19 protein-coding genes are annotated in these 21,786 nt (G+C 65.5%); 11 read left to right on the top strand and 8 right to left on the bottom strand.

Annotated features, from left to right (window positions below; translation table 11 throughout):
- Positions 1 to 21 precede the first annotated feature (21 nt).
- From BRAD3257_RS01530 to BRAD3257_RS01510, 5 genes are all read left to right on the top strand, one after another.
- Positions 22 to 1,968: an ABC transporter ATP-binding protein/permease gene (locus BRAD3257_RS01530; RefSeq protein ID WP_122400352.1), complete on the top strand. Its 1,947-nt coding sequence runs from the start codon at positions 22 to 24 to the stop codon at positions 1,966 to 1,968.
- 150 nt (positions 1,969 to 2,118) lie between these two features.
- Positions 2,119 to 2,943, top strand: a complete 825-nt coding sequence (locus BRAD3257_RS01525; protein WP_162500060.1) for an FkbM family methyltransferase — start codon at positions 2,119 to 2,121, stop codon at positions 2,941 to 2,943.
- A 24-nt stretch (positions 2,944 to 2,967) separates the two neighbouring features.
- On the top strand, positions 2,968 to 3,354 hold the full coding sequence (locus BRAD3257_RS01520) for a VOC family protein (protein ID WP_122400350.1): 387 nt from the start codon (positions 2,968 to 2,970) through the stop codon (positions 3,352 to 3,354).
- Between the two features lie 83 nt (positions 3,355 to 3,437).
- Positions 3,438 to 3,680, top strand: coding sequence for a hypothetical protein (locus BRAD3257_RS01515; protein ID WP_162500532.1), 243 nt, complete (start codon positions 3,438 to 3,440; stop codon positions 3,678 to 3,680).
- Between the two features lie 187 nt (positions 3,681 to 3,867).
- Positions 3,868 to 6,111 carry an OmpA family protein gene (locus BRAD3257_RS01510; RefSeq protein WP_122400349.1) on the top strand — a complete coding sequence of 748 codons (2,244 nt, stop codon included), beginning with the start codon at positions 3,868 to 3,870 and terminating at the stop codon, positions 6,109 to 6,111.
- A gap of 148 nt (positions 6,112 to 6,259) precedes the next feature.
- Here BRAD3257_RS01510 and argG read toward each other — a convergent pair whose 3' ends face one another.
- From argG to BRAD3257_RS01495, 3 genes are all read right to left on the bottom strand, one after another.
- Positions 6,260 to 7,597: an argininosuccinate synthase gene (gene argG / locus BRAD3257_RS01505; RefSeq protein ID WP_122400348.1), complete on the bottom strand. Its 1,338-nt coding sequence runs from the start codon at positions 7,595 to 7,597 to the stop codon at positions 6,260 to 6,262.
- 89 nt (positions 7,598 to 7,686) lie between these two features.
- Complete coding sequence (locus BRAD3257_RS01500) at positions 7,687 to 8,463, bottom strand: phosphatase PAP2 family protein (RefSeq protein ID WP_122400347.1); 777 nt, start codon at positions 8,461 to 8,463, stop codon at positions 7,687 to 7,689.
- Positions 8,464 to 8,605: 142 nt separating this feature from the next.
- A complete protein-coding gene (locus BRAD3257_RS01495; RefSeq protein WP_122406318.1) occupies positions 8,606 to 9,100 on the bottom strand; it encodes a hypothetical protein in 495 nt (164 codons plus the stop codon).
- A 123-nt stretch (positions 9,101 to 9,223) separates the two neighbouring features.
- On the opposite strand from BRAD3257_RS01495, the gene BRAD3257_RS01490 reads away from it, so the two are divergent.
- Entirely contained in the window at positions 9,224 to 10,390 is a 1,167-nt protein-coding gene (locus BRAD3257_RS01490; protein ID WP_122406309.1) for an IS110 family RNA-guided transposase, read from the top strand.
- Between the two features lie 540 nt (positions 10,391 to 10,930).
- Here BRAD3257_RS01490 and rlmN read toward each other — a convergent pair.
- The 3 genes from rlmN to BRAD3257_RS01475 all read right to left on the bottom strand — a co-directional run bounded on the left by rlmN (position 10,931) and on the right by BRAD3257_RS01475 (position 13,963).
- A complete protein-coding gene (rlmN, locus tag BRAD3257_RS01485; RefSeq protein WP_122400346.1) occupies positions 10,931 to 12,124 on the bottom strand; it encodes a dual-specificity RNA methyltransferase RlmN in 1,194 nt (397 codons plus the stop codon).
- Between the two features lie 193 nt (positions 12,125 to 12,317).
- A complete protein-coding gene (locus tag BRAD3257_RS01480; RefSeq protein WP_122400345.1) occupies positions 12,318 to 13,007 on the bottom strand; it encodes an invasion associated locus B family protein in 690 nt (229 codons plus the stop codon).
- A gap of 116 nt (positions 13,008 to 13,123) precedes the next feature.
- Positions 13,124 to 13,963, bottom strand: coding sequence for an SDR family oxidoreductase (locus BRAD3257_RS01475; RefSeq protein ID WP_122400344.1), 840 nt, complete (start codon positions 13,961 to 13,963; stop codon positions 13,124 to 13,126).
- Positions 13,964 to 14,185: 222 nt separating this feature from the next.
- Here BRAD3257_RS01475 and BRAD3257_RS01470 point away from each other — a divergent pair, with 222 nt between their 5' ends.
- The 3 genes from BRAD3257_RS01470 (at position 14,186) to BRAD3257_RS01460 (ending at position 17,596) form a co-directional block, all read left to right on the top strand.
- Positions 14,186 to 15,160 (top strand): NADPH:quinone oxidoreductase family protein, encoded by a 975-nt coding sequence (locus tag BRAD3257_RS01470; RefSeq protein WP_122400343.1) that lies wholly within the window; start codon positions 14,186 to 14,188, stop codon positions 15,158 to 15,160.
- A gap of 396 nt (positions 15,161 to 15,556) precedes the next feature.
- Positions 15,557 to 16,423 (top strand): hypothetical protein, encoded by an 867-nt coding sequence (locus BRAD3257_RS01465; protein ID WP_122400342.1) that lies wholly within the window; start codon positions 15,557 to 15,559, stop codon positions 16,421 to 16,423.
- 18 nt (positions 16,424 to 16,441) lie between these two features.
- Complete coding sequence (locus BRAD3257_RS01460; protein ID WP_122400341.1) at positions 16,442 to 17,596, top strand: TAXI family TRAP transporter solute-binding subunit; 1,155 nt, start codon at positions 16,442 to 16,444, stop codon at positions 17,594 to 17,596.
- A 176-nt stretch (positions 17,597 to 17,772) separates the two neighbouring features.
- Here BRAD3257_RS01460 and BRAD3257_RS01455 read toward each other — a convergent pair whose 3' ends face one another.
- Both BRAD3257_RS01455 and BRAD3257_RS01450 read right to left on the bottom strand, forming a co-directional pair.
- Positions 17,773 to 18,153 carry a YkvA family protein gene (locus BRAD3257_RS01455; RefSeq protein WP_122400340.1) on the bottom strand — a complete coding sequence of 127 codons (381 nt, stop codon included), beginning with the start codon at positions 18,151 to 18,153 and terminating at the stop codon, positions 17,773 to 17,775.
- A 99-nt stretch (positions 18,154 to 18,252) separates the two neighbouring features.
- The gene (locus BRAD3257_RS01450) at positions 18,253 to 18,543 is read right to left on the bottom strand and encodes a 4a-hydroxytetrahydrobiopterin dehydratase (protein WP_122400339.1); all 291 of its coding nucleotides are present in this window, start codon (positions 18,541 to 18,543) and stop codon (positions 18,253 to 18,255) included.
- 151 nt (positions 18,544 to 18,694) lie between these two features.
- Here BRAD3257_RS01450 and BRAD3257_RS01445 point away from each other — a divergent pair, with 151 nt between their 5' ends.
- On the top strand, positions 18,695 to 20,140 hold the full coding sequence (locus BRAD3257_RS01445) for a TAXI family TRAP transporter solute-binding subunit (protein WP_122400338.1): 1,446 nt from the start codon (positions 18,695 to 18,697) through the stop codon (positions 20,138 to 20,140).
- 101 nt (positions 20,141 to 20,241) lie between these two features.
- A complete protein-coding gene (locus BRAD3257_RS01440; RefSeq protein WP_122400337.1) occupies positions 20,242 to 21,783 on the top strand; it encodes an alkaline phosphatase D family protein in 1,542 nt (513 codons plus the stop codon).
- The last annotated feature ends 3 nt before the right edge of the window (positions 21,784 to 21,786 follow it).

Genomic DNA, 21,786 nt, shown 5'->3' with positions numbered 1-21,786 from the left:
TTTCCTTTGCGTTGTCCGCTCATGCACAAGCCGGCCGCAACGCGCGAACAGGGCAAACAGCCGCCCATTGTCGAGATCAAAGGCGAGAACGGCGATGAAGTGACACCGCCGCCGCCCGACCTGGTCGAACCTGACCCCGAGCTCTCAACCGAGGAAGCCGAGCAGGCGCGCAAGGATTATCTGCTGACGCGGTTCTGGATCAGCGCGCGCGGCTTCTGGGGCCGCAACGGCAACCGCTTGGCCTGGCCGTTCTCGATCGGTCTCGGCGCGCTGATCGTCCTGACCGTCGGCTTCCAATACGGCATCAATGTCTGGAATCGCGCGATCTTCGACGCCATCGAGAAGCGCGATGCGACGAGCGTCTTCCATCTCACGGCGGTGTTCTTCCCGCTCGCGATCGGCAGCATCGTGCTCGCCGTCGCGCAGGTGTTCGCGCGCATGGGCATCCAGCGGCGCTGGCGGGCCTGGCTGACTGCGAGCGTGCTGACCAGGTGGCTCAAGAACGGGCGCTACTACCAGCTCAATCTCGTCGGCGGCGACCACCAAAATCCCGAATACCGAATCGCGGAGGATCTGCGGATTGCCACCGACTCTCCGGTCGATTTCCTCGCCGGCGTCACGTCCGCGCTGCTGTCGGCTGCGACCTTCATCGTCGTGCTCTGGACCATCGGCGGTGCGCTCACCGTCGTGCTCGGCGGCTCGTCCATCACGATTCCCGGCTTTCTGGTGATCGCCGCGATCCTGTACGCCGCGATCGCATCCGGCTCGATCGTGGCGATCGGCCGGCGCTTCGTGCAGGTCTCCGAGGAGAAGAACCAGGCCGAAGCTGATTTCCGCTACACGCTGACGCGCGTGCGCGAGAACGGCGAAAGTATCGCGCTGCTCGGCGGCGAGGAGGAGGAGCGCGACGGCATCGACCGCAATTTCAACCGCGTGCTGCGGCAGTGGGCGCGCCTCGCCGGCCAGCACATGCGCACTACGCTGGTGTCGCAGGGATCCAGCCTCGTTGCTCCCGTTGTCCCGCTTCTCCTCTGCGCGCCAAAATTCCTCGACGGCAGCATGACGCTGGGACAGGTGATGCAGGCGGCCTCCGCCTTCACCATCGTGCAGAGTGCGTTCGGCTGGCTGGTCGACAATTATCCGCGGCTGGCCGACTGGAATGCCTGCGCGCGCCGCATCGCCTCGCTGATGATGTCGCTCGACGGCCTCGAACGCGCCGAGCAGGGCGACGGCCTTGGCCGCATCAAGCGCGGGGAGACGCGCAACGACGCCATGCTTGAGATGAAGGATCTCTCGGTCACGCTCGATGACGGCACCGCCGTGGTCGGCGAGACCGAAGTCGTGATAGACCCGGGCGAACGGCTGCTCGTCGCCGGCGAATCCGGCACCGGCAAGAGCACGCTGGTGCGCGCCATCGCAGGCCTGTGGCCATGGGGCGGCGGAAGCGTGAATTTGCATGCCGACCGGCGTCTGTTCATGCTGCCGCAGCGGCCTTACGTGCCCTCCGGCTCCTTGCGGCGCGCGGTCGCCTATCCCGGCGCCGCCGACCACTGGACCGTCGAGGAGATCGGCGAAGCCCTGCACAAGGTCGGCCTCGATCATCTCAAGGGGAAGATCGAAGAGGAAGGACCGTGGGACCAGACGCTGTCCGGCGGTGAGAAACAGCGCCTCGCCTTCGCACGGCTGCTGCTGCACAATCCTGATATCGTCGTGCTCGATGAGGCAACCTCGGCGCTCGACGAGCGGAGCCAGGACAAGATGATGAAGATGATCACCGGCGAGCTGCCGAAGGCGACCATCGTCAGCGTCGCGCATCGCGCCGAGCTGGAGGCTTTCCACAGCCGCAAGATCGTGCTGGAGCGGCGCAAGGGCGGCGCAAAACTCGTCAGCGACGTCGAGCTGATTCCGCGCAAGGGCAAGCGCAAGCTGCTCGGGCGATTGCTGCACCAGCGGAAGAAGGCAGCGTGATCCGAAGCCCGGATGAGCGAAGCGCAATCCGGGACCGGTCCGTCCACGCGCGAGAACACGCTGTAACGCTCCATCCAGGCTACAACCCGCCCGTTGGAGTTGTCGCCAAAACCGGCTATGCATGCGCCGCCTGCAACGAGGACCTGCTGCTTGACGTCCGACAACGCCCCTTCGTCCGCGCCGTTCGGCGCGTTTGCCCCCAATGCGGCACAGGCTGCGATCATCCGCCTCGCGACGCGCTCGGGGCTGATGCGCGGCGCGTTCCGACCCTGGCTGTCGCGGCTGGTCAATCTGCTGCGCAGCGGCCCGCTCGACGTGCAGTATCAGGGCGCCTCGTTCCGCTTCTATCACCAGGGCAGCGCGACCGAGCGCGGCGCGCTGTTCAATCCCGACTACAATCTCGACGAGCTCGACTTCCTGCGCCAGCACACCCCTGCGGGCGGCGTGTTCGTCGATGTCGGCGCCAATGTCGGCACCTTTGCGCTGGTGATGGCGCGGCAGGTCGGGCCATCAGGCAAGGTGGTCGCGATCGAGCCGCATCCGCTGACCTTCGGACGGCTCTCCTTCAATCACGCCGCGTCGAAGACGCCGCAGGTGCGCCTGGTGCAGGCGGCCGCGGGGGACAGCGACGGCGAGCTGATGATCGAGAGCGGCGGCGGCAATCTCGGCGCCACTCACGTCGTCACCGGCTCGGCCGGTGCCGAGGCCATCAAGGTGCCGTCGCTACGCTTGATGCGCATTCTCGAGGAGGCCGGCGTCACAAAGGTCGATTCGCTCAAGATCGACGTCGAGGGCTTCGAGGACCGCGTGCTGATCGGCTTCTTCCGCGACGCGCCGCAATCGCTCTGGCCGCGCGCGGTCGTGATCGAACACCTGTCACGAAACGAATGGCAGCAGGATTGTATTGCCGACATGGTCGCGCGCGGCTTTACGATCGCACGCAAGACACGGAGCAATACGTTCCTGTCACGCTGACAAGGACGAACAGGAGAGGTTGCGATGATCGACCATCTGGGTTTCTCGGTCTCCGACTATGAGCGCGCAAAAACGTTCTATGCGAAGGCGCTGGCGCCGCTCGGCTATGGCCTGATCATGGAAGTGACGGCCGAGCAGACCGGTCACGCTGCGGCCGCAGGTTTCGGCGCCGACGGTAAGCCGGACTTCTGGTTCGGCGCGGAAGGCGCCATGAACAAGCCGGTGCACATTGCGATCGCAGCGAAGGACCGCGCCACGGTGGATGCCTTCTACAAGGCGGCGATCGCGGCCGGCGGCCGCGATAACGGCCCGCCCGGCATCCGCCCGCATTATCATGCCAATTATTACGGCGCCTTCGTGCTCGATCCTGATGGCCACAATATCGAGGCCGTCTGTCACGCGCCCGAATAACGCAGACTTCGAATCGATGTGGTGCGGAACATCAGCGCGACATGGTCGTTGTCGTTCTCTGGACAACGATCTCGATGATGCCGATGCCGATCGAACCGCCCGAGATTCCGCCATCGACGCCCGGCACTCCGACCGAGCCGCCGCCCGGAATTCCGCCGGGCAATCCACAGCCCGACATCACGCCGCCGACGCGCGAGCCCGGCGAAACACCGCGGCCGGATGAATTGCCCGGCCATATGCCGGAAGAGATTCCACGACGCGGACCGAACGGTCCGCTGACGCCCAATCCTGCGACGGACGCAGCTCCACCGCAGGATCACGTATGAGGCGAAGCATCACAGGTGAGGCGATTGCAAGAAGCGTCTGAATGCGCAATGAACGTCACCATAGTGAGGTGATTTGCGTGCAGAAATAAATCGGACTGCGGTCGCATCGCCCGCCACAATGCGGCCTAACGCGTAGCTGTTCATCCCAACACTTTCGTCAAAGAACCTTCCGGGGAAGTTCACCACCATGACCAACCTTCGTATCGTGCTGCTTGCGACGACGGCTCTGACCGCGATGCAATTGGCAAACACCGCATCGCATGCGCAAAGCGCTTCGCCGCTCGTGGTCGCACAGGCCCAGCCGCAAGAGACGGGTCCTGACGGAAAACCGAAGCAGCCGCCGAAGGGACCGCCAGGGGCCGCCCCACCGCCAGCACCCGCACGCCCAGCGGCACCGCCGCCCGCGGCTGCACCGCCCCACCCGCCCGCAGCGCCCCCGCCGGCAGCCGCACCGCCGCGCCCGGCAGCGCCGCCACCGCCTTCGCCTCCGCCTGCGGCCCGTCCGGCGCCCCCGCCGCCGCCGGCCGCTCCGAAGCAACCTGCGCCGCCTCCATCGCCGCCGGCCGCCCCGAAGCAACCTGCGCCGCCTCCACCGCCGCCGGCCGCCCCGAAGCAACCTGCGCCGCCTCCGGCCGCTGCCCCGCAGCAGCACGCCCCGACACCGCCTCCTCCGGCGCCCCCCGCGGCACGTCCTGCGCCCACGCCTCCGGCACCGCCTCCGGCCGCGGCTCCGCAGCAGCACGCACCCACCACGCCGCCGCCTGCGGCTCGCCCGACGCCACCCCCTCCTCCTCCGCCTCCGCCCGCCGCGGCTCCGTCGGCCCGGCCGACGCCTGCGCCCACGGCAACCCCGCCTGCTCCGACAGCTGCGCCCACGGCCCGCCCCGGCGCAGCTGCGCCGGCAGCCACGCCCGCTCCGACGGCGACACCAACGCCGACGCCGACCCCTGCGCCGACCGCAACGCCGGCTCCGGGCAGCACGCCTGGTGCACCGCCAGCCGGCCGCCCCGGCGCGCCTCCACCCGGCGCACGTCCCGGGGCGCCTCCGGCGGCGGGATCGCCAGCCCCCGGAGCCATGCCTGCTCCAACGGCAACGCCGGCCCCGAGCGGCACCGCGACGCCGCCGGCCGGACGTCCGGGATCGGCGACGCCGGCCCCCGGCCCAACCCCAGCTCCGACCGCGACGCCAACCCCTGGCCAACAGGGTGGAACGCCTCCTGCCGGCGCGCCCGCTGCCGGAACTCCGGCTGCGCCGCCGCAGGCCGGCAATCTCCCGCCTCGCCCCGCAGCTCCCGCCGGCGCCCCAGCGCCAACGGTCGTCCCCGGCACGCCGGCCGCAGCACCACCGCCGAACCGGGCGCAATACGCGCCGCCGACGGTCGCACCGGCCTTCCGCGCCGCGCCGACGGTCGCAGCACCGTTGCCGCCGCCGCCCCGCCCGCCACAGCGTGACCTGACGCCGCTCGCGATCGGTGCGGGCGTGGTGGCCGGCGCCGTGATCGGCGCGACCATCGCCGACTACCGCAATCAGCGGCAGGAGGTCGTCGAAGGCGGACGCACCGTCTACACCGAGCCGGATCGCATCATCATCCGCGACCCCGGCGGCCAGGAGTATGTCCGCGGCAACGATCTCTACCGCTTCCGTTACGGCGCCCGCGACATCCGCACCTTCAGCGAGGGCGGCGAAACCCGCACCGTCGTGATTCGCCCTGATGGCAGCGAGGTCATCACGGTGGTCGGTCCGGACGGTTCGCTGCTGCGGCGAATCCGCAGGGACCCCGGCGGACGTGAGATCGTCATCATCGACAACAGCTACCGCGATCCGCGCTCGGTCGGCGGCTTCTATGTCGACGTGCCGCCGCCGGTCGTGAACATTCCCTATGATCGCTACATCGTCGACGCTGAGGAGGCGTCGCCGGACGTGATCTACGCGACCATGGAGGCACCGCCGGTACAGCGGATCGAGCGGCGCTATACGCTCGACGAAATCCGCTACAGCCCCAATGTTCGCATGCAGATGCCGAGCATCGACGTCAACACGATCAACTTCGAGACGGGATCGTGGACCATCCCGCCGGACCAGGTGGCCCGGCTCCAGGTGATCGCCGACGGCCTCAACCGGGCGATCCAGCGCAACCCGCGCGAGGTGTTCCTGATCGAGGGACACACCGACGCGGTCGGCAACGACGTCGACAATCTGTCGCTGTCGGATCGCCGTGCGCAGGCCGCGGCCGAGTTGTTGACGCAGCAGTTCGGCGTGCCCGCCGAGAACCTGACCTCGCAGGGCTACGGCAAGCAGTACCTGAAGGAGCAGACCGACGGACCGAGCCGGATCAACCGGCGCGTCACCGTCCGCCGCATCACGCCGCTGCTCAACGGCGGCACGGCCTCGCTGCCGCCGCCCCCGCCCGGCACCGCGCCGCCGCGGTAAGGCGAAGCACAAACGCAAATGGCCGGGAGCGATCCCGGCCATTTTTGTTTTGGGCTCTCGTCATTGCGAGGAGATCCAGACTGTCACCGCCGAGAGATTCTGGATTGCTTCGCTTCGCTCAGCAATGACGAATGAAGCTACACCAGCTTCACCCCTTGTCGCTCTCGAGCCGGAAGATCTGCGAGCCCTCGCTGCCCGAGAGCAGGCCGGTGTCGCTGTAGAGCTTCAGCTTGGTGCGGGTGTCGGCGATGTCGAGGTTGCGCATGGTGAGCTGGCCGATGCGGTCGGCCGGCGTGAAGGCGGCGTCCTCGACCTTCTCCATGCTGAGCCGCTCCGGCGCATAAGTGAGGTTGGGGCTTTCGGTGTTGAGGATCGAATAGTCGTTGCCGCGGCGCAGCTCCAGGGTGACCTCGCCGGTGACGGCGCGCGCGACCCAGCGCTGCGCGGTTTCGCGCAACATCAAGGCCTGCGAGTCGAACCAGCGGCCCTGATAGAGCAGACGTCCCAGGCGCATGCCGCTGATGCGGTACTGCTCGATGGTGTCCTCGTTGTGGATGCCGGTGACAAGGCGCTCATAGGCGATGTGCAGCAGCGCCATGCCGGGGGCCTCGTAGATGCCGCGGCTCTTGGCCTCGATGATGCGGTTCTCGATCTGGTCGCTCATGCCGAGGCCGTGGCGGCCGCCGATCGCATTGGCTTCGAGGAACAGCGCGACGGGATCGGAGAAGGTCTGGCCGTTCAGCGCGGTCGGCTGGCCTTCCTCAAAGCGCACCACGACCGTCTCGGCCTTCACCGCGCAGTCATCGCGCCAGAACGGCACGCCCATGATCGGATTGACGATCTTGATGCCGCTGTCGAGGCTTTCGAGATCCTTCGCCTCATGGGTGGCGCCAAGCAAATTGCTGTCGGTCGAGTACGCCTTCTCCGCACTCATCTTGTAGGCGAAGCCCTGAGCGGTCATGAACGCCGACATCTCGGCGCGGCCGCCGAGCTCGTCGATGAACTGCTGGTCGAGCCAGGGCTTGTAGATCTTCAGGCCGGGATTGGTGAGCAGGCCGTAGCGGTAGAAGCGCTCGATGTCGTTGCCCTTGAAGGTCGAGCCGTCGCCCCAGATGTTGACGCCGTCCTCTTTCATCGCCGCGACCAGCATCGTGCCGGTGACGGCGCGCCCGAGCGGCGTGGTGTTGAAATAGGTGATGCCGCCGGTCGAGATGTGGAAGGCGCCCGACTGGATCGCGGCGATGCCTTCGTGGACCAGCTGCGTGCGGCAATCGACGAGGCGCGCCTTCTCGGCACCGAACTCCATCGCCTTGCGCGGAATCTCGTTGTAGTCGGCCTCGTCGGGCTGGCCGAGATTGGCGGTGTAGGCGTAGCAGCGCGCCCCCTTCTGCTTCATCCAGAGCAGCGCCGCAGAGGTGTCGAGGCCGCCCGAAAAAGCGATGCCGACTTTCTCACCCTTGGGCAGGCTTTTCAGGATCGTGGTCATGGCGCGTCCAATCGGTCTCAAATAGCTGATGTTGTGGCTCGAGGGCGGCGAATATCAAATTTCGCGAGGCTCGGCACGCTTTTAATGGCTCAAACCGAGGGCTCGGGACCGGTCTTGCGGCCGAACAGGCGCTGGCGGAGCCGGTAGGCGGGCATGTTCAGCCGGGTCAAGACGGCATCGACCGCCTCGTCCGAAAACCGCGTCCGCGGCCAGCGGTAAATCAGCGCGTAGGCGAACCAGATCACGACGAAGGTCACGAGGCCCGCGATGGAAACGTCGGTGAAGAAGTGGCCACCGAAGGCCATGCGCAGCCCGCTGGTCACCGCGCCGAACACCACGACGGCGGTATAGGCAAGTGGCCGCCACGCCGGCGGCGCCAGTGCAGCGGGCGCGAGCGTCCAGAATGCGGTTGCCCCTTCACCGGAGAAGAACGAGCAGTTGCGTCCGCAGCCGCCGCGCGGATCCCACCAAGGCACGAATTGCTGATCGCCGGCAAACTCGGTCACCACCACCGGACGGGGACGGCCCCAGTAATTCTTGAACGTCAGGTTGGTCAAAATACCGGCCGACATGGTCAACGTCACCAGCAGGAAAATGATCGTGCGCCCTGGCACCATCAGCGGCCGGTCGGGCCGGATCATCTTGACCACGAGCGCGACGAGCGACGGCAGCGCAAAGGCCCAGGCGATCCACATCGCCGCATCGCGCGCAAAGCCGGCCCATTCGTTCAGCTTGAGCGGAAACGTCCTGGTCGCGGGGTCGAAGAACAGCGCAGCGAGCTTGAGATCGAGCTCGGGATAGAGGCCGAAAACAAGGCCAATCACGAGCCAGAGCGCCAGGGCGATGAAGAGTCCAGTCCGGTTCATGGCGCGCGGTTTAGCGGAGTGGAAGGAGGATGGAAACCCTTTGCCACCGTCATTCCGGGATGGTCCGAAGGACCAGACCTCAGGTGCGCAATTGCGCACCATAGTTCGATGCTTCGCATCACCCCGGAATGACGCACATAAATTACCGCCCGTCCGGCCGCGACTGTGACGGCAGCGGCGGAGGCGGCTTGTGCGGAGGCGGCGGCTCGCGCCAGGCGCCAGCGTTGCGGCCGGCGATCAGCCAATAGACCACACCGGCGACGATGCCGGCGCCGGTCATGATCTCCAGGTGACGCCGCACGATGCCTTCGAACTGCAAGGTGTCGGCGTGAAACGGAACAAGGCCGAGATAACAGGCGAGCCCGACGAGGCCGCCGCCGACGGCGTAAGCCAGCGCGCTGCGGATGTAGAGCGCTTCGGTGACGGCGACGATCACCGCCGCCGGCACCAGCGCGAAGCCCGAGACGAAGATGAAGCCAAAGCCGAGCAGGATATCGATCGCACCTTGATCGACGGGACCGGCGCCGAGATCTGCGAATTCCGGGAACAGCAGCGCGACGACGACGATCATGCCGCCGACGAAGCAGGCGGCGAGGAAGCCGATGAAGATGATGATGAGGCGGCCGATCAGGGACATGGCAAAAAATGTCAACTCAGTCGCCATTGCGAGGAGCGCAGCGAAGATTCCATGGGGAGTGGATAGCGACCAGGTCTGAGGCCAGACTGAGGGTTGCTGAATCCATTCAACCTGGAGACGACGATGTTGCTCGATCATCCTTCCGACGGACTGGCCGCTATCCGCACGCAGTTTGGCGCAATTTTTGTGTCATTGGAACTGAGCCGTTCGACATGGCTGGTCACTTCGCTGTCGCCCTGCAAGGGCGAGAAGATGTCCAAACGCAGCATGAAGGCCGGCGACCTTTCGGAACTGTTGAAGCTGTTTGCGGAGCTGAAGCGCAAGGCGCAGGCGCGAACGGGTGAGAGCTATCCGCTCATCGCGATCCAGGAGGCGGGGCTGGACGGGTTCTGGCTTCACCGCGCCCTGCAGCAGGAAGGCATCGAGAGCCACGTAGTCGATCCGGCCTCGATTGCGACGCCGCGCCGGCGCCGGCGGGCCAAGACGGACCGGCTGGATGGCGAGACGCTGTTGCGGACGCTGCTGGCCTACAAGCGCGGCGAGGTACGGGTCTGCGCCATGGTCGTTGCGCCCTCTCCGGCAGAGGAGGACCGCCGTAGGCTGTGCCGCGAGCGAGAGACCTTGATCGCGGAGCGGATCGAGCATGTGAACCGGATCAAGGGTCTTCTGTTCGCGCAAGGGATCTTCGACTACGCGCCGCTGCGGCGAGACCGGCGGAAGCGGCTGGAGGCCTTGCGGACGGGCGACGGGCGCGCCTTGCTGGCGCATCTGAAGGCGCAGATCAGCCGCGAACTCGACCGGCTCGAACTGCTGCTCGACCAGATCACGGCGGTGGAGCGCGAGCAGGATGCGTTGCTGGCCGCGAGCAAGGCGGCGGGGGAGAAGACCGTATCGAACCCGGTGGCAATGCTGCTCGAACTGAAGAGCCTGGGCCCGAACTTCACGGCCGTTCTCTGGTCGGAGGCCTTTTACCGGCAGTTCGCCAACCGCCGCCAGATTGCATCCTATGCCGGCCTTGCAGCCACGCCATGGCGCAGTGGCGGCATCGAGCGCGAGCAAGGCGTGTCGAAGGCTGGCAATCCGCGCCTGAGAACCACGATGATCCAGCTCGCCTGGCTCTGGGTACGCCACCAGCCTCAATCGGCTTTGACCCAGTGGTTCAAGGTGCACAGCCAACGCGGCCGCAAGCGCGCGATCGTGGCGCTCGCGCGCAAGCTGCTCGTGGCCCTCTGGAAGTACGTGACCGCGGGCGTGGTGATCGAGGGAGCCGAGATAAAGGCCGCCGCCTGACACCACGCTCCTCAGCCTCAAAGCCAATCCGCCGAGATTGATCAGCCTCGGCCGATCCGGGTGGACGAACCGATGGATTGCATGGCTTCAAACGCCGTAACGAAGAATGGTCTCGTCCTCTCGAGCCTGCCCGCCGCAAGCGGAATGTTGGTGCAGCCGCCGCCGCGCGGCGACCGAATGTGAGTTTGATCTGGCAAGCAAACCAGATTGCAAAAACCGGCTCGACCCTTGGATCGCCTGACGAAAAGGAGTTATCCGCCCGCTGCCCCGACTGCCAAAGCCTGATGGCGTGCTCGCTCGAGTCAAGGCCAAGTCGCTTCGCGACGGCCCTACGGGCCGACCTTGACTCGATCTGCGCTCGCCATCCTACGTGCTCCACGGTCGGGACGAAGAGCTGGCCTGCAATCGAACAAAGAGCTGAACAAACCGCCTTGACACACCAAATCCCCATGTGAGCAATCCAGACTGCCGCCGCGGAGATATTCTGGATGCTTCGCTGTGCTCGCAATGACGGGGATGCGAGAGCGCGGACATAGAAAGCTAATCCGTCATCGCCATGGCGCGCAGCGCCTGGCGCTCCCTGGCGCTGAGCTTCTCGGTCTCCGACTTGAGCTGGCCGCAGGCGGCGAGGATGTCGCGGCCGCGCGGGGTGCGCACGGGTGAGGAATAGCCGGCGTTGAAGATGTATTCGGAGAATTTTTCGATCTGATCCCAGTCCGAACACTCATAGGCCGTGCCAGGCCAGGGATTGAACGGGATCAGATTGATCTTGGCCGGAATGCCCTTGAGCAGCTTCACCAGCAGCTTTGCATCGTCGAGCGAATCGTTGACGCCCTTGAGCATCACATATTCAAAGGTGATGCGGCGCGCATTCGAGGCGCCGGGATAGTCGCGGCAGGCCTGCAAGAGCTCCTTGATCGGATATTTGCGGTTGAGCGGTACCAGCTCGTTGCGCAATTCATCGCGCACAGCATGCAGCGAGATCGCGAGCATGACGCCGATCTCCTCGCCGGCGCGCACGATGTTGGGCACCACGCCCGAGGTCGAGAGCGTGATGCGGCGGCGCGAGATGCCGATGCCTTCGTTGTCGCCGACGATGAGCAGCGCATCGCGCACCGCGTCGAAATTGTAGAGCGGCTCGCCCATGCCCATCATCACGATGTTGGTGACGCGGCGCGTGCCGTCCTCGCGATCGGCCCAGTCGTTCAGGCGATCGCGCGCGACCATCACCTGTCCGACGATCTCGCCGGCGGTGAGGTTGCGCACCAGGCGCTGCGTGCCGGTGTGGCAGAACGCGCAGTTGAGCGTGCAGCCGACCTGCGAGGAGACGCAGAGCGTGCCGCGATCGGTTTCGGGGATGTAGACGCACTCGACTTCATGCGCCTTCTGGACGGCGTCGCCGCTCGGCAGCCGCAGCAGCCATTTGCGGGTGCCGTCATTGGAAATCTGCTCGGCCACGACTTCCGGCCGGTCGACGGTGAAATGCTGGGCGAGATCGGCGCGAATGCCCTTCGAGATCGAGGTCATCTCGTCAAAGCTCTGGGCGCCGCGGAAATAGATCCAGTGCCACAGCTGCTGCACGCGCATCTTGCGCTGGGCCGGTGCAACGCCGATCTCGCCGAGGCGATCTGCAAGCTCGGCGCGCGACAGGCCGATCAGCGACGGCTTTGCCGGCGGCACATAGGTTTCGAGCGGAGTCTTCTCCACCAATGTTGCGTTGTGCGGCTCGGTCATCGCTTGCCTGAGATTGCTGCTGTCTCGTCATGGCCGGGCTTGTCCCGGGCATCCACGTTCTTCCCGCCCGGAGCCAGCGCGTGGATGGCCGGGACAAGCCCGGCCATGACGGCAGCACCTTTGGGATAACCCCTATATAGCAATCGGAACCGCCGATTGCGACCTTATCGCCCTCAGCCTTAACGACGAGGCGTTACCGCCTGCAGTCCTGTGCGATCTTGTCGAGCGCCTGGGCGAGACCCTTCAGCGAGAAGGTATCGGTCGTCTCGGTCCCCTTGGCCGAGACGCCCTTGACCACGAGATCGGCAGATTTGCGCATGGTTTCGACCATCCGCTCCTCCTCGGCCGCGTTCTTGATCCAGAGCCCGTCACCCTGCGTGTACATGGCGAAGGAGGCGCCGCCGACCTCGACGGTCGATTCCGAGCCCGGCTTCAGCGCGTAGCCGATCATCACCGAGACCTCGTTGCTCACCTTCTCCGCCGGCCGGGTCGACACGAAGGCATAGGCGGGATCACGCGGCCGGTTCGGCGGGTTGGTCTTCGACGACGACGGCTTTGCCAGCGCGAAGCAGACCTTCTTGCCGTTCGGCGCCGCCGAGTATGCTCCCCAGGTGCCGAACTGCCCGATCAGGGTCGGCTCGGCGCCGCCCGCAACTGCGGCGGGCGAGGCCGCCGATTTGCTCTCGGGCTTCGAGGCCGCCTTTGCAGTCGTGCTGGCCGGCGAGGCCGGCTTCGGTGTCGCCTCTTTTGGAGCAGACTCTTTTGGAACAGACTCTTTTGGAACAGACTTGGGCGCCGGTTGCGCCGTCTGCGCCCACGCGGAATCGACAATCCGCCCGGCCATGACGCCAGTCATCAAAGCTAAAATCAGCACCCGCCACATGCTGGAGTGGTTCCCTCAATATTGTGACTGGAAGATGGCCCGAGCGCGCTTTGTCCCCGGGCAGGGATAGCCGGGAAAGTCCAATTTGGGAAGGCAGTTAGCGGTATCGGTGGCGGTTAGGCCTTGGATCGCGCGGCGCGTTGCTCGGCCCATTGTGCCTCGGTCCAGGCAAGCAAATCCTCGGCGCCGGAACTGCGCAAATGCGCGCCACCGTCGATCACCACCATCTCGCCATTGATGTAGGCGGCACGGTCCGAGACCAGGAAGCTGGCGAGATCGGCAAGCTCGTCGTGCTCGCCGGTGCGCCCAAGCGGGTTGCGCGAGGTCCAGCCTTCGTCGCGGCCCTCGGGACGGAGTTGCCCGGCGGCCCCTGCGGTCGGGAACGGGCCCGGCGCGATCGCAACGTTGCGGATGGCCTTCGGGCCCCATTCCACGGCGAGACTCTTGGTCATCGCGAGCAGCGCCGACTTCGCCATCGCCGACGGAACCGTGAAGGCGCGGCCGGTGATGGTGGAGGTCGAGAGGATCGACAGCACGACGCCGCCGTGCTTGCCCTCGATCCAACGCCTGCCGGCGGCGAGCGTGCAATACATCGCGCCATGCAGCGTCGGCGCCAGGATCGCATCCGCGGCGCGGAAGGAGAGATGCTCGCTCTGCGCGATGAAGGTGGCAGCGGCATTGTTGACGAGGATGTCGAGCGGCGCCTCGCGCCAGATCGCATCCATCATGCTGTCGACGGCCGCGCCGTCGCGGATATCGCAGGCGATGGTCGTGACTTTGCCGCCGGTCTCTTCGCGCATCTCCGCTGCCGTCGCTTCCAACCGATCGAGCTTGCGGCCGCAGATCACGAGCTCAGCGCCGAGCGCGAGGAAGCGGCGTCCCATCGCGGCGCCAAGGCCCGACCCGCCGCCGGTGACGAGGATGCGCTTGCCCTTGAGCAGACCTGTTTCAAACATCGTTTGAATCCTTTCTCCGCGGATTTCATCATTGCGAACGCAGCGAAGCAAATCCAGGCTATTTCCGCAGGACGGATTCTGGATTTGCTTCGCTGCGCTCGCAATGACGGGAGGATAGGCCGTCGTATCACCCGAGACAAAGAATCCGGATTGTCGACCCGCATCAAATCCGGCAAAACCGGGCCAACCATAATTCCACTCGAAACGCCTCAAGGTGCCGCGATGAAAGCCATCCTCTGCTCGCAATATTGCCAGCCCGACGATCTCGTGCTCGCCGATGTGCCGGATCCGGTGGCTGGCCCCGGCGAAGCCGTGATCGCGATCAAGGCGGCGGCGCTGAATTTCTTCGACATCCTGATGATCCAGGGCAAGTACCAGATCAAGCCGCCATTCCCGTTCTCGCCGGCTGCGGAAGTCGCGGGCGTGATCGAGAGCATCGGCGCCGGTGTCACCGACCTCAAGGTCGGTGACCGCGTGGTGGCATCCTGCGGCCACAACGGCGCACGCGAGAAGATCGCGCTGCCGGCGGCCTCGATCGTGAAGATCCCCGACAATCTCGACTACGACCGCGCGGCCGGCATCATCATCATCTACGGCACCGCACTGCATGCGCTGGAAGATCGCGCCAGTCCGAAGCCCGGCGAGACGCTCGCGGTGCTCGGGGCCGCCGGCGGCACCGGCCTTGCCGCCTGCGAGCTCGGCAAGCTGATGGGCCTGAAGGTGATCGCCTGCGCCTCGTCCGACGAGAAGCTTGAATTCGCCAAGGCGCACGGCGCCGAGCTGACGCTGAACTACGCGAAGGAAGATTTGAAGGAAGGTCTGCGCAAGCTCACCGGCGGCAAGGGCGTCGACATCATCTTCGATCCCGTGGGTGGTGCCTATGCCGAGCAGGCGCTGCGCTCGATTGCCTGGGAAGGCCGCTTCCTCGTCATCGGCTTTGCCGCCGGCGACATTCCGAAGATGCCGCTGAACCTCGCGCTGTTGAAGGGCTGCGATATCCGCGGCGTGTTCTGGGGCGCCTGGACCCGGCAGAATCCGGAGAAGAACCGGGCCAATCTCGAGAAGCTCGTGAAGTGGACCGCGGAAGGAAAGATCTCATCGCATGTCGACCGCACCTTCCCGCTGGCGCAGACGGCGGATGCGCTGAAGGTGCTGGCGGGGCGCCAAGCGATGGGCAAGGTGATCCTGCATCCGTGATCGCGATGTCATCGCGACGCCGCTTCATACACAGCTGTCATCGCCCGGCTTGATGACCGGACGATCCAGTACTCCGAGACAGTTGTGGTTGAATCGATGGCCGCGGCGTACTGGATTCCCCGTCTACGCGGGGAATGACAGCGAGCGCGGAGCTGGCAGTGTGCCTGCCGCTGCATCATAAATCCCCCTCAACCACAGTTAGTAAAATAGAGGTGCATTCCGCAACCTCGCCCCAATCAAACCCAAATATTTCCCGATTCGCCCCAATCGTCGTCGTTTTTTGGACTGATTCAAACGGCGATTTACCGGTTCCAGTTTGCGGGGCGCTCCTGGACAAGAACAAGAAGACTGAAGCCGGGACTGCCCCTGCGTTGCGTCAGTAGGGAGCATCACACCATGGAGACGACGGCCTATCGACCGTCGAAGGAGTCGCTCGCGCTCGACTCCGATCGATCTGCATCACATCCGCCCATCGCATCCTATATCCGCGCACGTGCCAGGCGCGCCGAGCTTGCGCAGGACGATCCCATCCCACTGTTTCTGTCCGACCCGCTCGGCGCACCGGACCCGCGGGAATATGCGCCGCTGCGCCCCAGAGCCAGGATCGCGCCTCTTCTTGTCGCTGCCGGCCTTGCGATATCCGCCGCCGCGATCGCGGCGGTGGTGTTTCAGTCCGACCTGCGTGGCCTTCTCGCCGACTATGCCGGCGCAGTTCCCGGGCAGGCAATGGCTACCGCCAGCCCGCCGGTCGTAAACCAAGTCTCGAGCAAGGATCCCGGCCGCGTGACCGACACGATGCTGGCGAGCGCCGACAAGCAGGACCTCCCGGCACCGCCAGTGCCGAGCCGCGAAGCGATTGCGACCGCCTATCAGACTGCGCTGCAGGCCCAATCCCAAAGCCAGGTCCAGAACCAAGTCCAAATGCAGACCGATGCGCCGGCACCTGTCGCGGCGCAGCCTGCGCCGCCCGAGCCCGCCAGGACCCTCGACGCCGACACGCTTGCGGCACTGACGACGCGCGCCAAACGTCTGATCGGCGTCGGCGACATCGCCGCGGCGCGCCTGCTGCTCGAACGGGCGGCCAATGCGCAAGACGCGACGGCCGCGCTGCTGCTGGCACAGACCTACGATCCGGCAGTGCTCGGCACCAAGGACGCACGAAGCGTCATTGCCGACGCGGCAGCCGCCCGTGACTGGTATCAGCGCGCCGCCAGCCTCGGATCGGCGGAGGCGCGCCAGCGCCTCGCCCAGCTCTCGAACTAGATCACTTCAGGGGACATCATGCGTAATGCTTTGAAAATGGCGCTTGCCGCCATCACGACCATCTGTGCCTTCGCGGCGCACGCCGAGCAGACCGAGTACGATCCGGCCAAGGTCTCCGACGGCCTGAAGGCCATCTTCCAGTTCGGCTCGACCTCGACCAAGCAGGCGCTGAACGCCAACACGGTCACGCTGATCACCGGCACGATCGGCGGCACCTATGTGCAGTTCGGCGCCGACCTCGCCTCGGTGCTCGACGACGGCAACAAGATCCGCGTGCTGCCGATCGTCGGCCGCGGCTCGGTGCAGAGCGTTGCCGACATCCTGTTCCTGCAGGGCGTCGATCTCGGAATCGTGCGCGCCGACACCCTCGACTATCTCGAGCGCAAGGGCTTTGCCAAGGACATCAAGCGGCAGTTCACCTATGTGACGAAGCTCTACAACGAAGAAATGCAGGTGATCGCGCCGAAATCCGTGGCAACGCTCAAAGACCTCGAAGGCAAGACCGTCAGCGTCGACCTGCCGAACGGCGGCACCTTCGTCAGCGCGCTCACCGTTTTCGAGCGGCTCGGGATCAAGGCGAAATTCGTCTATGTCGAGCAGCGCATCGCGATGGAGAAGCTGAAGGCCGGCGAGATCGACGCCGTCATCGTGGTCGGCGGCAAGCCGTACAAATCGGTCTCGACCTTCGGCAATGATGGCCGCTTCCATCTCGCGAAGGTGGACTATGCGACCCCGCTGCAGAGCGACTATCTGCCGGCAACGCTGACCGCGAAGGATTATCCGAACCTGATCAAGGAGGGCGAGAGCGTCGACACGATCGCCGTGCCTGCAGTGCTCGCGGCTTATAATTGGGCACCCAACACCGAGCGCTATCGCAAGCTCGCGCTGTTCGTGGACGCGTTCTTCACGAAATTCCCCGCGCTGCAGAACCCGCCCTTCCATCCCAAGTGGAAGGAGGTCTCGCTCGCGGCGCCGCTATCCGGCTGGAACAGATTGCCGGTGGCGCAGCACTGGCTCGACAAGCACGGCGTCGAGCCGGTGACGCGGCAGCGCTTCGAGGCGTTCCTGAAGCAGAGCCCGACCGCTGCAAACGTGTCCGACGCGGACAAGGAGACGCTGTTCAGGCAATTCCAGGCGTGGGACGCGGAGAAGGCGCGGGTGGAGAAGAAGTAGCTGTTGCCGTTGCGACCAACGATGTCGCGAGCGCCATCCACACATTCGCTGCCGGTCTGAAGCGGGCGATCCAGTATTCCGTCACGGCAATGACTAGAGGCCGCGGCGTACTGCATTCCCCGCCTTAGCGGGGAATGACAGCAGCAGGTGTCGCCACGACTTGCCGTCAACAACGGCTAGTCCGTCGCCTCCTCCTCCACCCCGCGCTTCAGCGCGGCGCGGGCGGCCTCGCGGTGCTCGGTCGTGATGTGGCCGGCAACCATGCGGATGGCGGTGGCGAGCACGGCGGCGTCATCGGCGAAGCCGAGGACCGGCATCACGTCCGCGACGAAGTCGAACGGCAGGATGAAATAGGCGATCGCACCCAGCAGCGAGGCTTGAACGTGGCGCGGCGTCTGCCGGTCGAACGCGCAGTAATAGGCGGCAAGCAAATCTTCCGCGAACGGCAGCTGCGCGGCGACACGCTTCAGATTGCGCCAGAAGCGGCGGCGCACGCTCTCGCGATCTTCCGCGAGCCGATCGGCCGGCTCGAAGCCGACGCTGTGCTCGGCAGCCATGCTCAAATGCTCCCCGTTCTGCCGGAGGTGGCGGATCGCCCGATCCCGGCGATCACAAGATGGGGATGCGGCCGGTCGCTGCAAGACGTAAGCTTGGTGTCAGCCGGCGATGGCGTTCATCGCCTTGGCCAGGGCGATGTCGAGCGCGGTGACGCCGCCGGCGTCGTGGGTCGACAGCACCACCTCCACCGTCTTGTAGACGTTGCGCCATTCGGGGTGGTGATCCAGCTTCTCGGCTGCCAGCGCGGCCCGGGTCATGAAGCCGAACGCCTCGTTGAAATCCTTGAAGACAAAGGTTTTCCCGATGGCGTCGCGGCCTTGGACTTCAGTCCAGCCCGGTAATCCGCCCAGCGCCTGCTTGCGCGTCTCCGCCGAGAGCCGTTCTGCCATGGTCGTCTCCGTCCTTTAGGGGAACTTTACTCTAACACCGCGCCGGCGCACGGGTTCATAGCGGATTTCCTGCATCCGCTAACCATGACGGAGATGTAACCCCGCCGGACAAGAAATTTGCTACACTTGCGGGCGTAAACCGCCGGCCAAGATGAAACTGAGCCTGAAGAGCCTGTTTGGGAGATCGATGACCGGGGGATTGGACCTGGCCGAAACGCCCCCTCCGCCTTCGCCGCGATCCGCGGCGCGGAAGACGGTACTCGTGTCTCTGGCATTCGTGCTGGCGATCATCGGCGCACTCGTCGGCGGATATTACTTCGCGATGCGCCCCGTGACGCTCAAGATCGCGGTCGGGCCCGCGAACAGCGACGACGTCAAGGTCGTGCAGACGCTGACGCAGGCCTTCACGCAGAGCAGGGGCCAGGTGCGGCTACGCCCGATCCAGACCGACGGCGCCACGGCCAGCGCCAATGCGCTCGCGGAAGGAAAGGTCGATCTCGCCATCCTGCGCGGCGACCTCGACGTGCCGAAGAACGCACAGGCGGTCGCGACCCTGCGCAAGAACGTCGTGGTGCTTTGGTCCGTTCCGGGCAAAGGCAAGAAGCGAGGCCCGAAAATCACCAAGATCGCGCAGCTCGCTGGCCATCGCGTCGGCGTGGTCGGCCGCACCCAGGCCAATGTCAACCTGCTCAAGGTGATCCTCCAGCAATACGGTGTCGATCCCGCCAAGGTCGAGATCGTGCAATTTCCTGCGAACGAGGTTGCCGAGGCGATCAAGGCGCAGAAGGCCGACGTCTATCTCGCGGCCGGCCCCGTCAACAGCAAGATCACGGCGGATGCGATCTCCGCCTCCATCAAGGATTTCGGTGCGCCCACCTTCCTCGCGATCGATTCGGCGGACGCGATAGCACAAAACCATCCGGTCTACGAAGCGTCCGAGATTCCCGCCGGCACCTATGGCGGCTCGCCCGCCCGCCCGGAGGACGAGGTCAAGACCATCAGCTTTTCGCACCACATCGTGGCGCGCAAGGCTGTGTCCGAAACCACCATTGCGGCGTTCACGCGCCAGCTCTTCGCCGTGCGTCAGCAACTGGTGACGGAATTCCCGCTCGCGGCGAAGATCGAAACGCCCGATACCGACAAGGATGCCGTGATCCCGGTGCATCCGGGTGCGGCTGCCTTCGTCGACGGCGAGGAAAAGACCTTCCTCGACAAATACAGCGATTACATCTGGTGGGGCCTGATGGCGCTTTCCGCCATGGGCTCGATCGGCGCCTGGTTTGCCGGCTATCTGAAGAAGGACGAGCGCAACAGCAACAATCATCAGCGCGAACGACTTCTCGACATGATCTCGGCGGCGCGCAAGTGCGAGACGACCGAAGAGCTCGACCAGATGCAGACCGAGGCTGACGACATCCTGCGCGACACGCTGCGCTGCTACGATCACGGCGCGATCGAGGAAGGGGCGCTCACCGCCTTCAACATCGCGCTCGACCAGTTCCACGCCGCGGTCGCCGACCGCAAGGCAGTGCTGATGAGCCTGCCGCAGAACCTGCAACGCGCGAGCGCGCAATTCCGCGCCGCCGGCAACGCGTAAAGGCTTGCGCGCGTTATCGCTGCGTCACATTGTCTCAATATAGCGTCTGACTTCACCGGCTGCCGCCTGGCGGCCGTCGCACGCGATATCGGGGCCGTCCCATGAACATCAAATTCTCCCGCCGCCGTTTCCTCGCCACCAGCGCCGGTGCACTCGGCACGATCGCGATGCCGTATCTCTCGCGCGCAGCCGACCGGCCGGCCGTCACGCACGGCGTGCAATCGGGCGACGTCACCGTCGACAGCGGCGTGGTGTGGGCGCGTACCGACCGGCCCGCACAGATGCTGGTCGAGGTGGCAACGACCGAGTCCTTCAAGGATGCCCGTGCGCTGCCGCCGATCGCGGCGCTGCCCGAGAGCGACTTCACCGCGAAGATGCTGGTTGAACGTCTTCCGGCCGGCCAGGACATTTTCTACCGCATCCGCTTCCGCGATCTCTCGCACAGCGCGGTCGAGGGCGAGCCGGTGGTCGGCCGCTTCCGCACCGCGCCGGCCGACCGCCGCGACGTCAGCTTCGTCTGGGGCGGCGACGTCGCAGGCCAGGGCTGGGGCATCAACCCCGACGACGGCGGCATGTTCACCTTCTCGGCGATGCGCAAGCACCGGCCGGATTTCTTCCTGCATTCCGGCGACACCATCTATGCCGATGGTCCTATCCAATCCGAGGTGAAGCTCGCCGATGGCAAGATCTGGAAGAACGTCACGATTCCGGAGAAGACCAAGGTCGCCGAGACGCTGGACGAGTTTCGCGCCGCGCACAAATACAATCTCACCGACGACAATCTCCGTGCCTTCAATGCCGAGGTGCCGATCTTCGTGCAGTGGGACGACCACGAAGTCACCAACAACTGGTCGCTGTCGAAAGACTTGCCGGCCGCCTACAAGGTGCGCGACATCTCGCTGCTCGCGGCCCGCGCGGGTCGCGCCTTCCACGAGATGTACCCGATGCGCGAGAGCATCATCGAGCCCGGCCGCGTCTATCGCCAGATCTCCTATGGCCCGCATCTCGACGTGTTCGTGCTCGACGAGCGCAGCTATCGCGGCCCGAACGGCGCCAATCTCGAAACCGATTATGGCCCGGCGAGCTACTTCCTCGGCCCCGACCAGATCGCCTGGCTCAAGCGCGGTCTTCTGAGTTCGCGCGCGACATGGAAGGTGATCGCGTCAGACATGCCGATCAGCCTTGTCGTCTCGGACACGCCTAAGGGCGGCTCCGAAGCCGTTGCGCAGGGCGACGGCCCGGTGCGTGGCCGCGAGTTCGAGATCGCCGACATCCTGCGCTTCATCAAGATGGCGCCGGTCAACAACACGGTGTGGCTGACGGCGGACGTGCATTACGCTGCAGCGCATTATTACGATCCGAACAAGGCGCAATTCCAGGAGTTCGAGCCGTTCTGGGAATTCGTCTCGGGCCCACTACATGCCGGCACTTTCGGTCCGAACGCGCTCGACAACACCTTTGGACCCGAGGTCCGCTTCGTCAAGGCGCCGGGCAAGGACAGTCAGAACCTGCCGCCGTCAGCCGGCATGCAGTTTTTCGGCCACGTCAAGATCGACGGCGCCTCCGGCCAGATGACGGTGACCTTGCGCGACCGCGCCGACGTCGCACTGTGGTCGACCACGCTGGATCCGAAGCAGAGCTGATCG

Origin of the sequence: Bradyrhizobium vignae, assembly GCF_900324035.1 — a bacterium.
GTDB lineage: Bacteria > Pseudomonadota > Alphaproteobacteria > Rhizobiales > Xanthobacteraceae > Bradyrhizobium > Bradyrhizobium vignae.
This window is presented reverse-complemented; position numbering and strand designations above follow the sequence as displayed.

Excerpts from the sequence above, each read along its gene's own strand:
- BRAD3257_RS01450 (WP_122400339.1), bottom strand. The coding sequence starts at position 18,543 with ATGGCAGAACGGCTCTCGGCGGAGACGCGCAAGCAGGCGCTGGGCGGA.
- BRAD3257_RS01515 (WP_162500532.1), top strand. The coding sequence starts at position 3,438 with ATGCCGATCGAACCGCCCGAGATTCCGCCATCGACGCCCGGCACTCCG.
- BRAD3257_RS01530 (WP_122400352.1), top strand. The coding sequence starts at position 22 with ATGCACAAGCCGGCCGCAACGCGCGAACAGGGCAAACAGCCGCCCATT.
- rlmN (WP_122400346.1), bottom strand. The coding sequence starts at position 12,124 with ATGACCGAGCCGCACAACGCAACATTGGTGGAGAAGACTCCGCTCGAA.
- BRAD3257_RS01495 (WP_122406318.1), bottom strand. The coding sequence starts at position 9,100 with ATGTCCCTGATCGGCCGCCTCATCATCATCTTCATCGGCTTCCTCGCC.
- BRAD3257_RS01445 (WP_122400338.1), top strand. The coding sequence starts at position 18,695 with ATGAAACTGAGCCTGAAGAGCCTGTTTGGGAGATCGATGACCGGGGGA.
- BRAD3257_RS01440 (WP_122400337.1), top strand. The coding sequence starts at position 20,242 with ATGAACATCAAATTCTCCCGCCGCCGTTTCCTCGCCACCAGCGCCGGT.
- BRAD3257_RS01465 (WP_122400342.1), top strand. The coding sequence starts at position 15,557 with ATGGAGACGACGGCCTATCGACCGTCGAAGGAGTCGCTCGCGCTCGAC.
- BRAD3257_RS01470 (WP_122400343.1), top strand. The coding sequence starts at position 14,186 with ATGAAAGCCATCCTCTGCTCGCAATATTGCCAGCCCGACGATCTCGTG.
- BRAD3257_RS01480 (WP_122400345.1), bottom strand. The coding sequence starts at position 13,007 with ATGTGGCGGGTGCTGATTTTAGCTTTGATGACTGGCGTCATGGCCGGG.
- BRAD3257_RS01460 (WP_122400341.1), top strand. The coding sequence starts at position 16,442 with ATGCGTAATGCTTTGAAAATGGCGCTTGCCGCCATCACGACCATCTGT.
- BRAD3257_RS01500 (WP_122400347.1), bottom strand. The coding sequence starts at position 8,463 with ATGAACCGGACTGGACTCTTCATCGCCCTGGCGCTCTGGCTCGTGATT.
- argG (WP_122400348.1), bottom strand. The coding sequence starts at position 7,597 with ATGACCACGATCCTGAAAAGCCTGCCCAAGGGTGAGAAAGTCGGCATC.
- BRAD3257_RS01520 (WP_122400350.1), top strand. The coding sequence starts at position 2,968 with ATGATCGACCATCTGGGTTTCTCGGTCTCCGACTATGAGCGCGCAAAA.
- BRAD3257_RS01490 (WP_122406309.1), top strand. The coding sequence starts at position 9,224 with ATGTTGCTCGATCATCCTTCCGACGGACTGGCCGCTATCCGCACGCAG.
- BRAD3257_RS01510 (WP_122400349.1), top strand. The coding sequence starts at position 3,868 with ATGACCAACCTTCGTATCGTGCTGCTTGCGACGACGGCTCTGACCGCG.
- BRAD3257_RS01475 (WP_122400344.1), bottom strand. The coding sequence starts at position 13,963 with ATGTTTGAAACAGGTCTGCTCAAGGGCAAGCGCATCCTCGTCACCGGC.
- BRAD3257_RS01455 (WP_122400340.1), bottom strand. The coding sequence starts at position 18,153 with ATGGCTGCCGAGCACAGCGTCGGCTTCGAGCCGGCCGATCGGCTCGCG.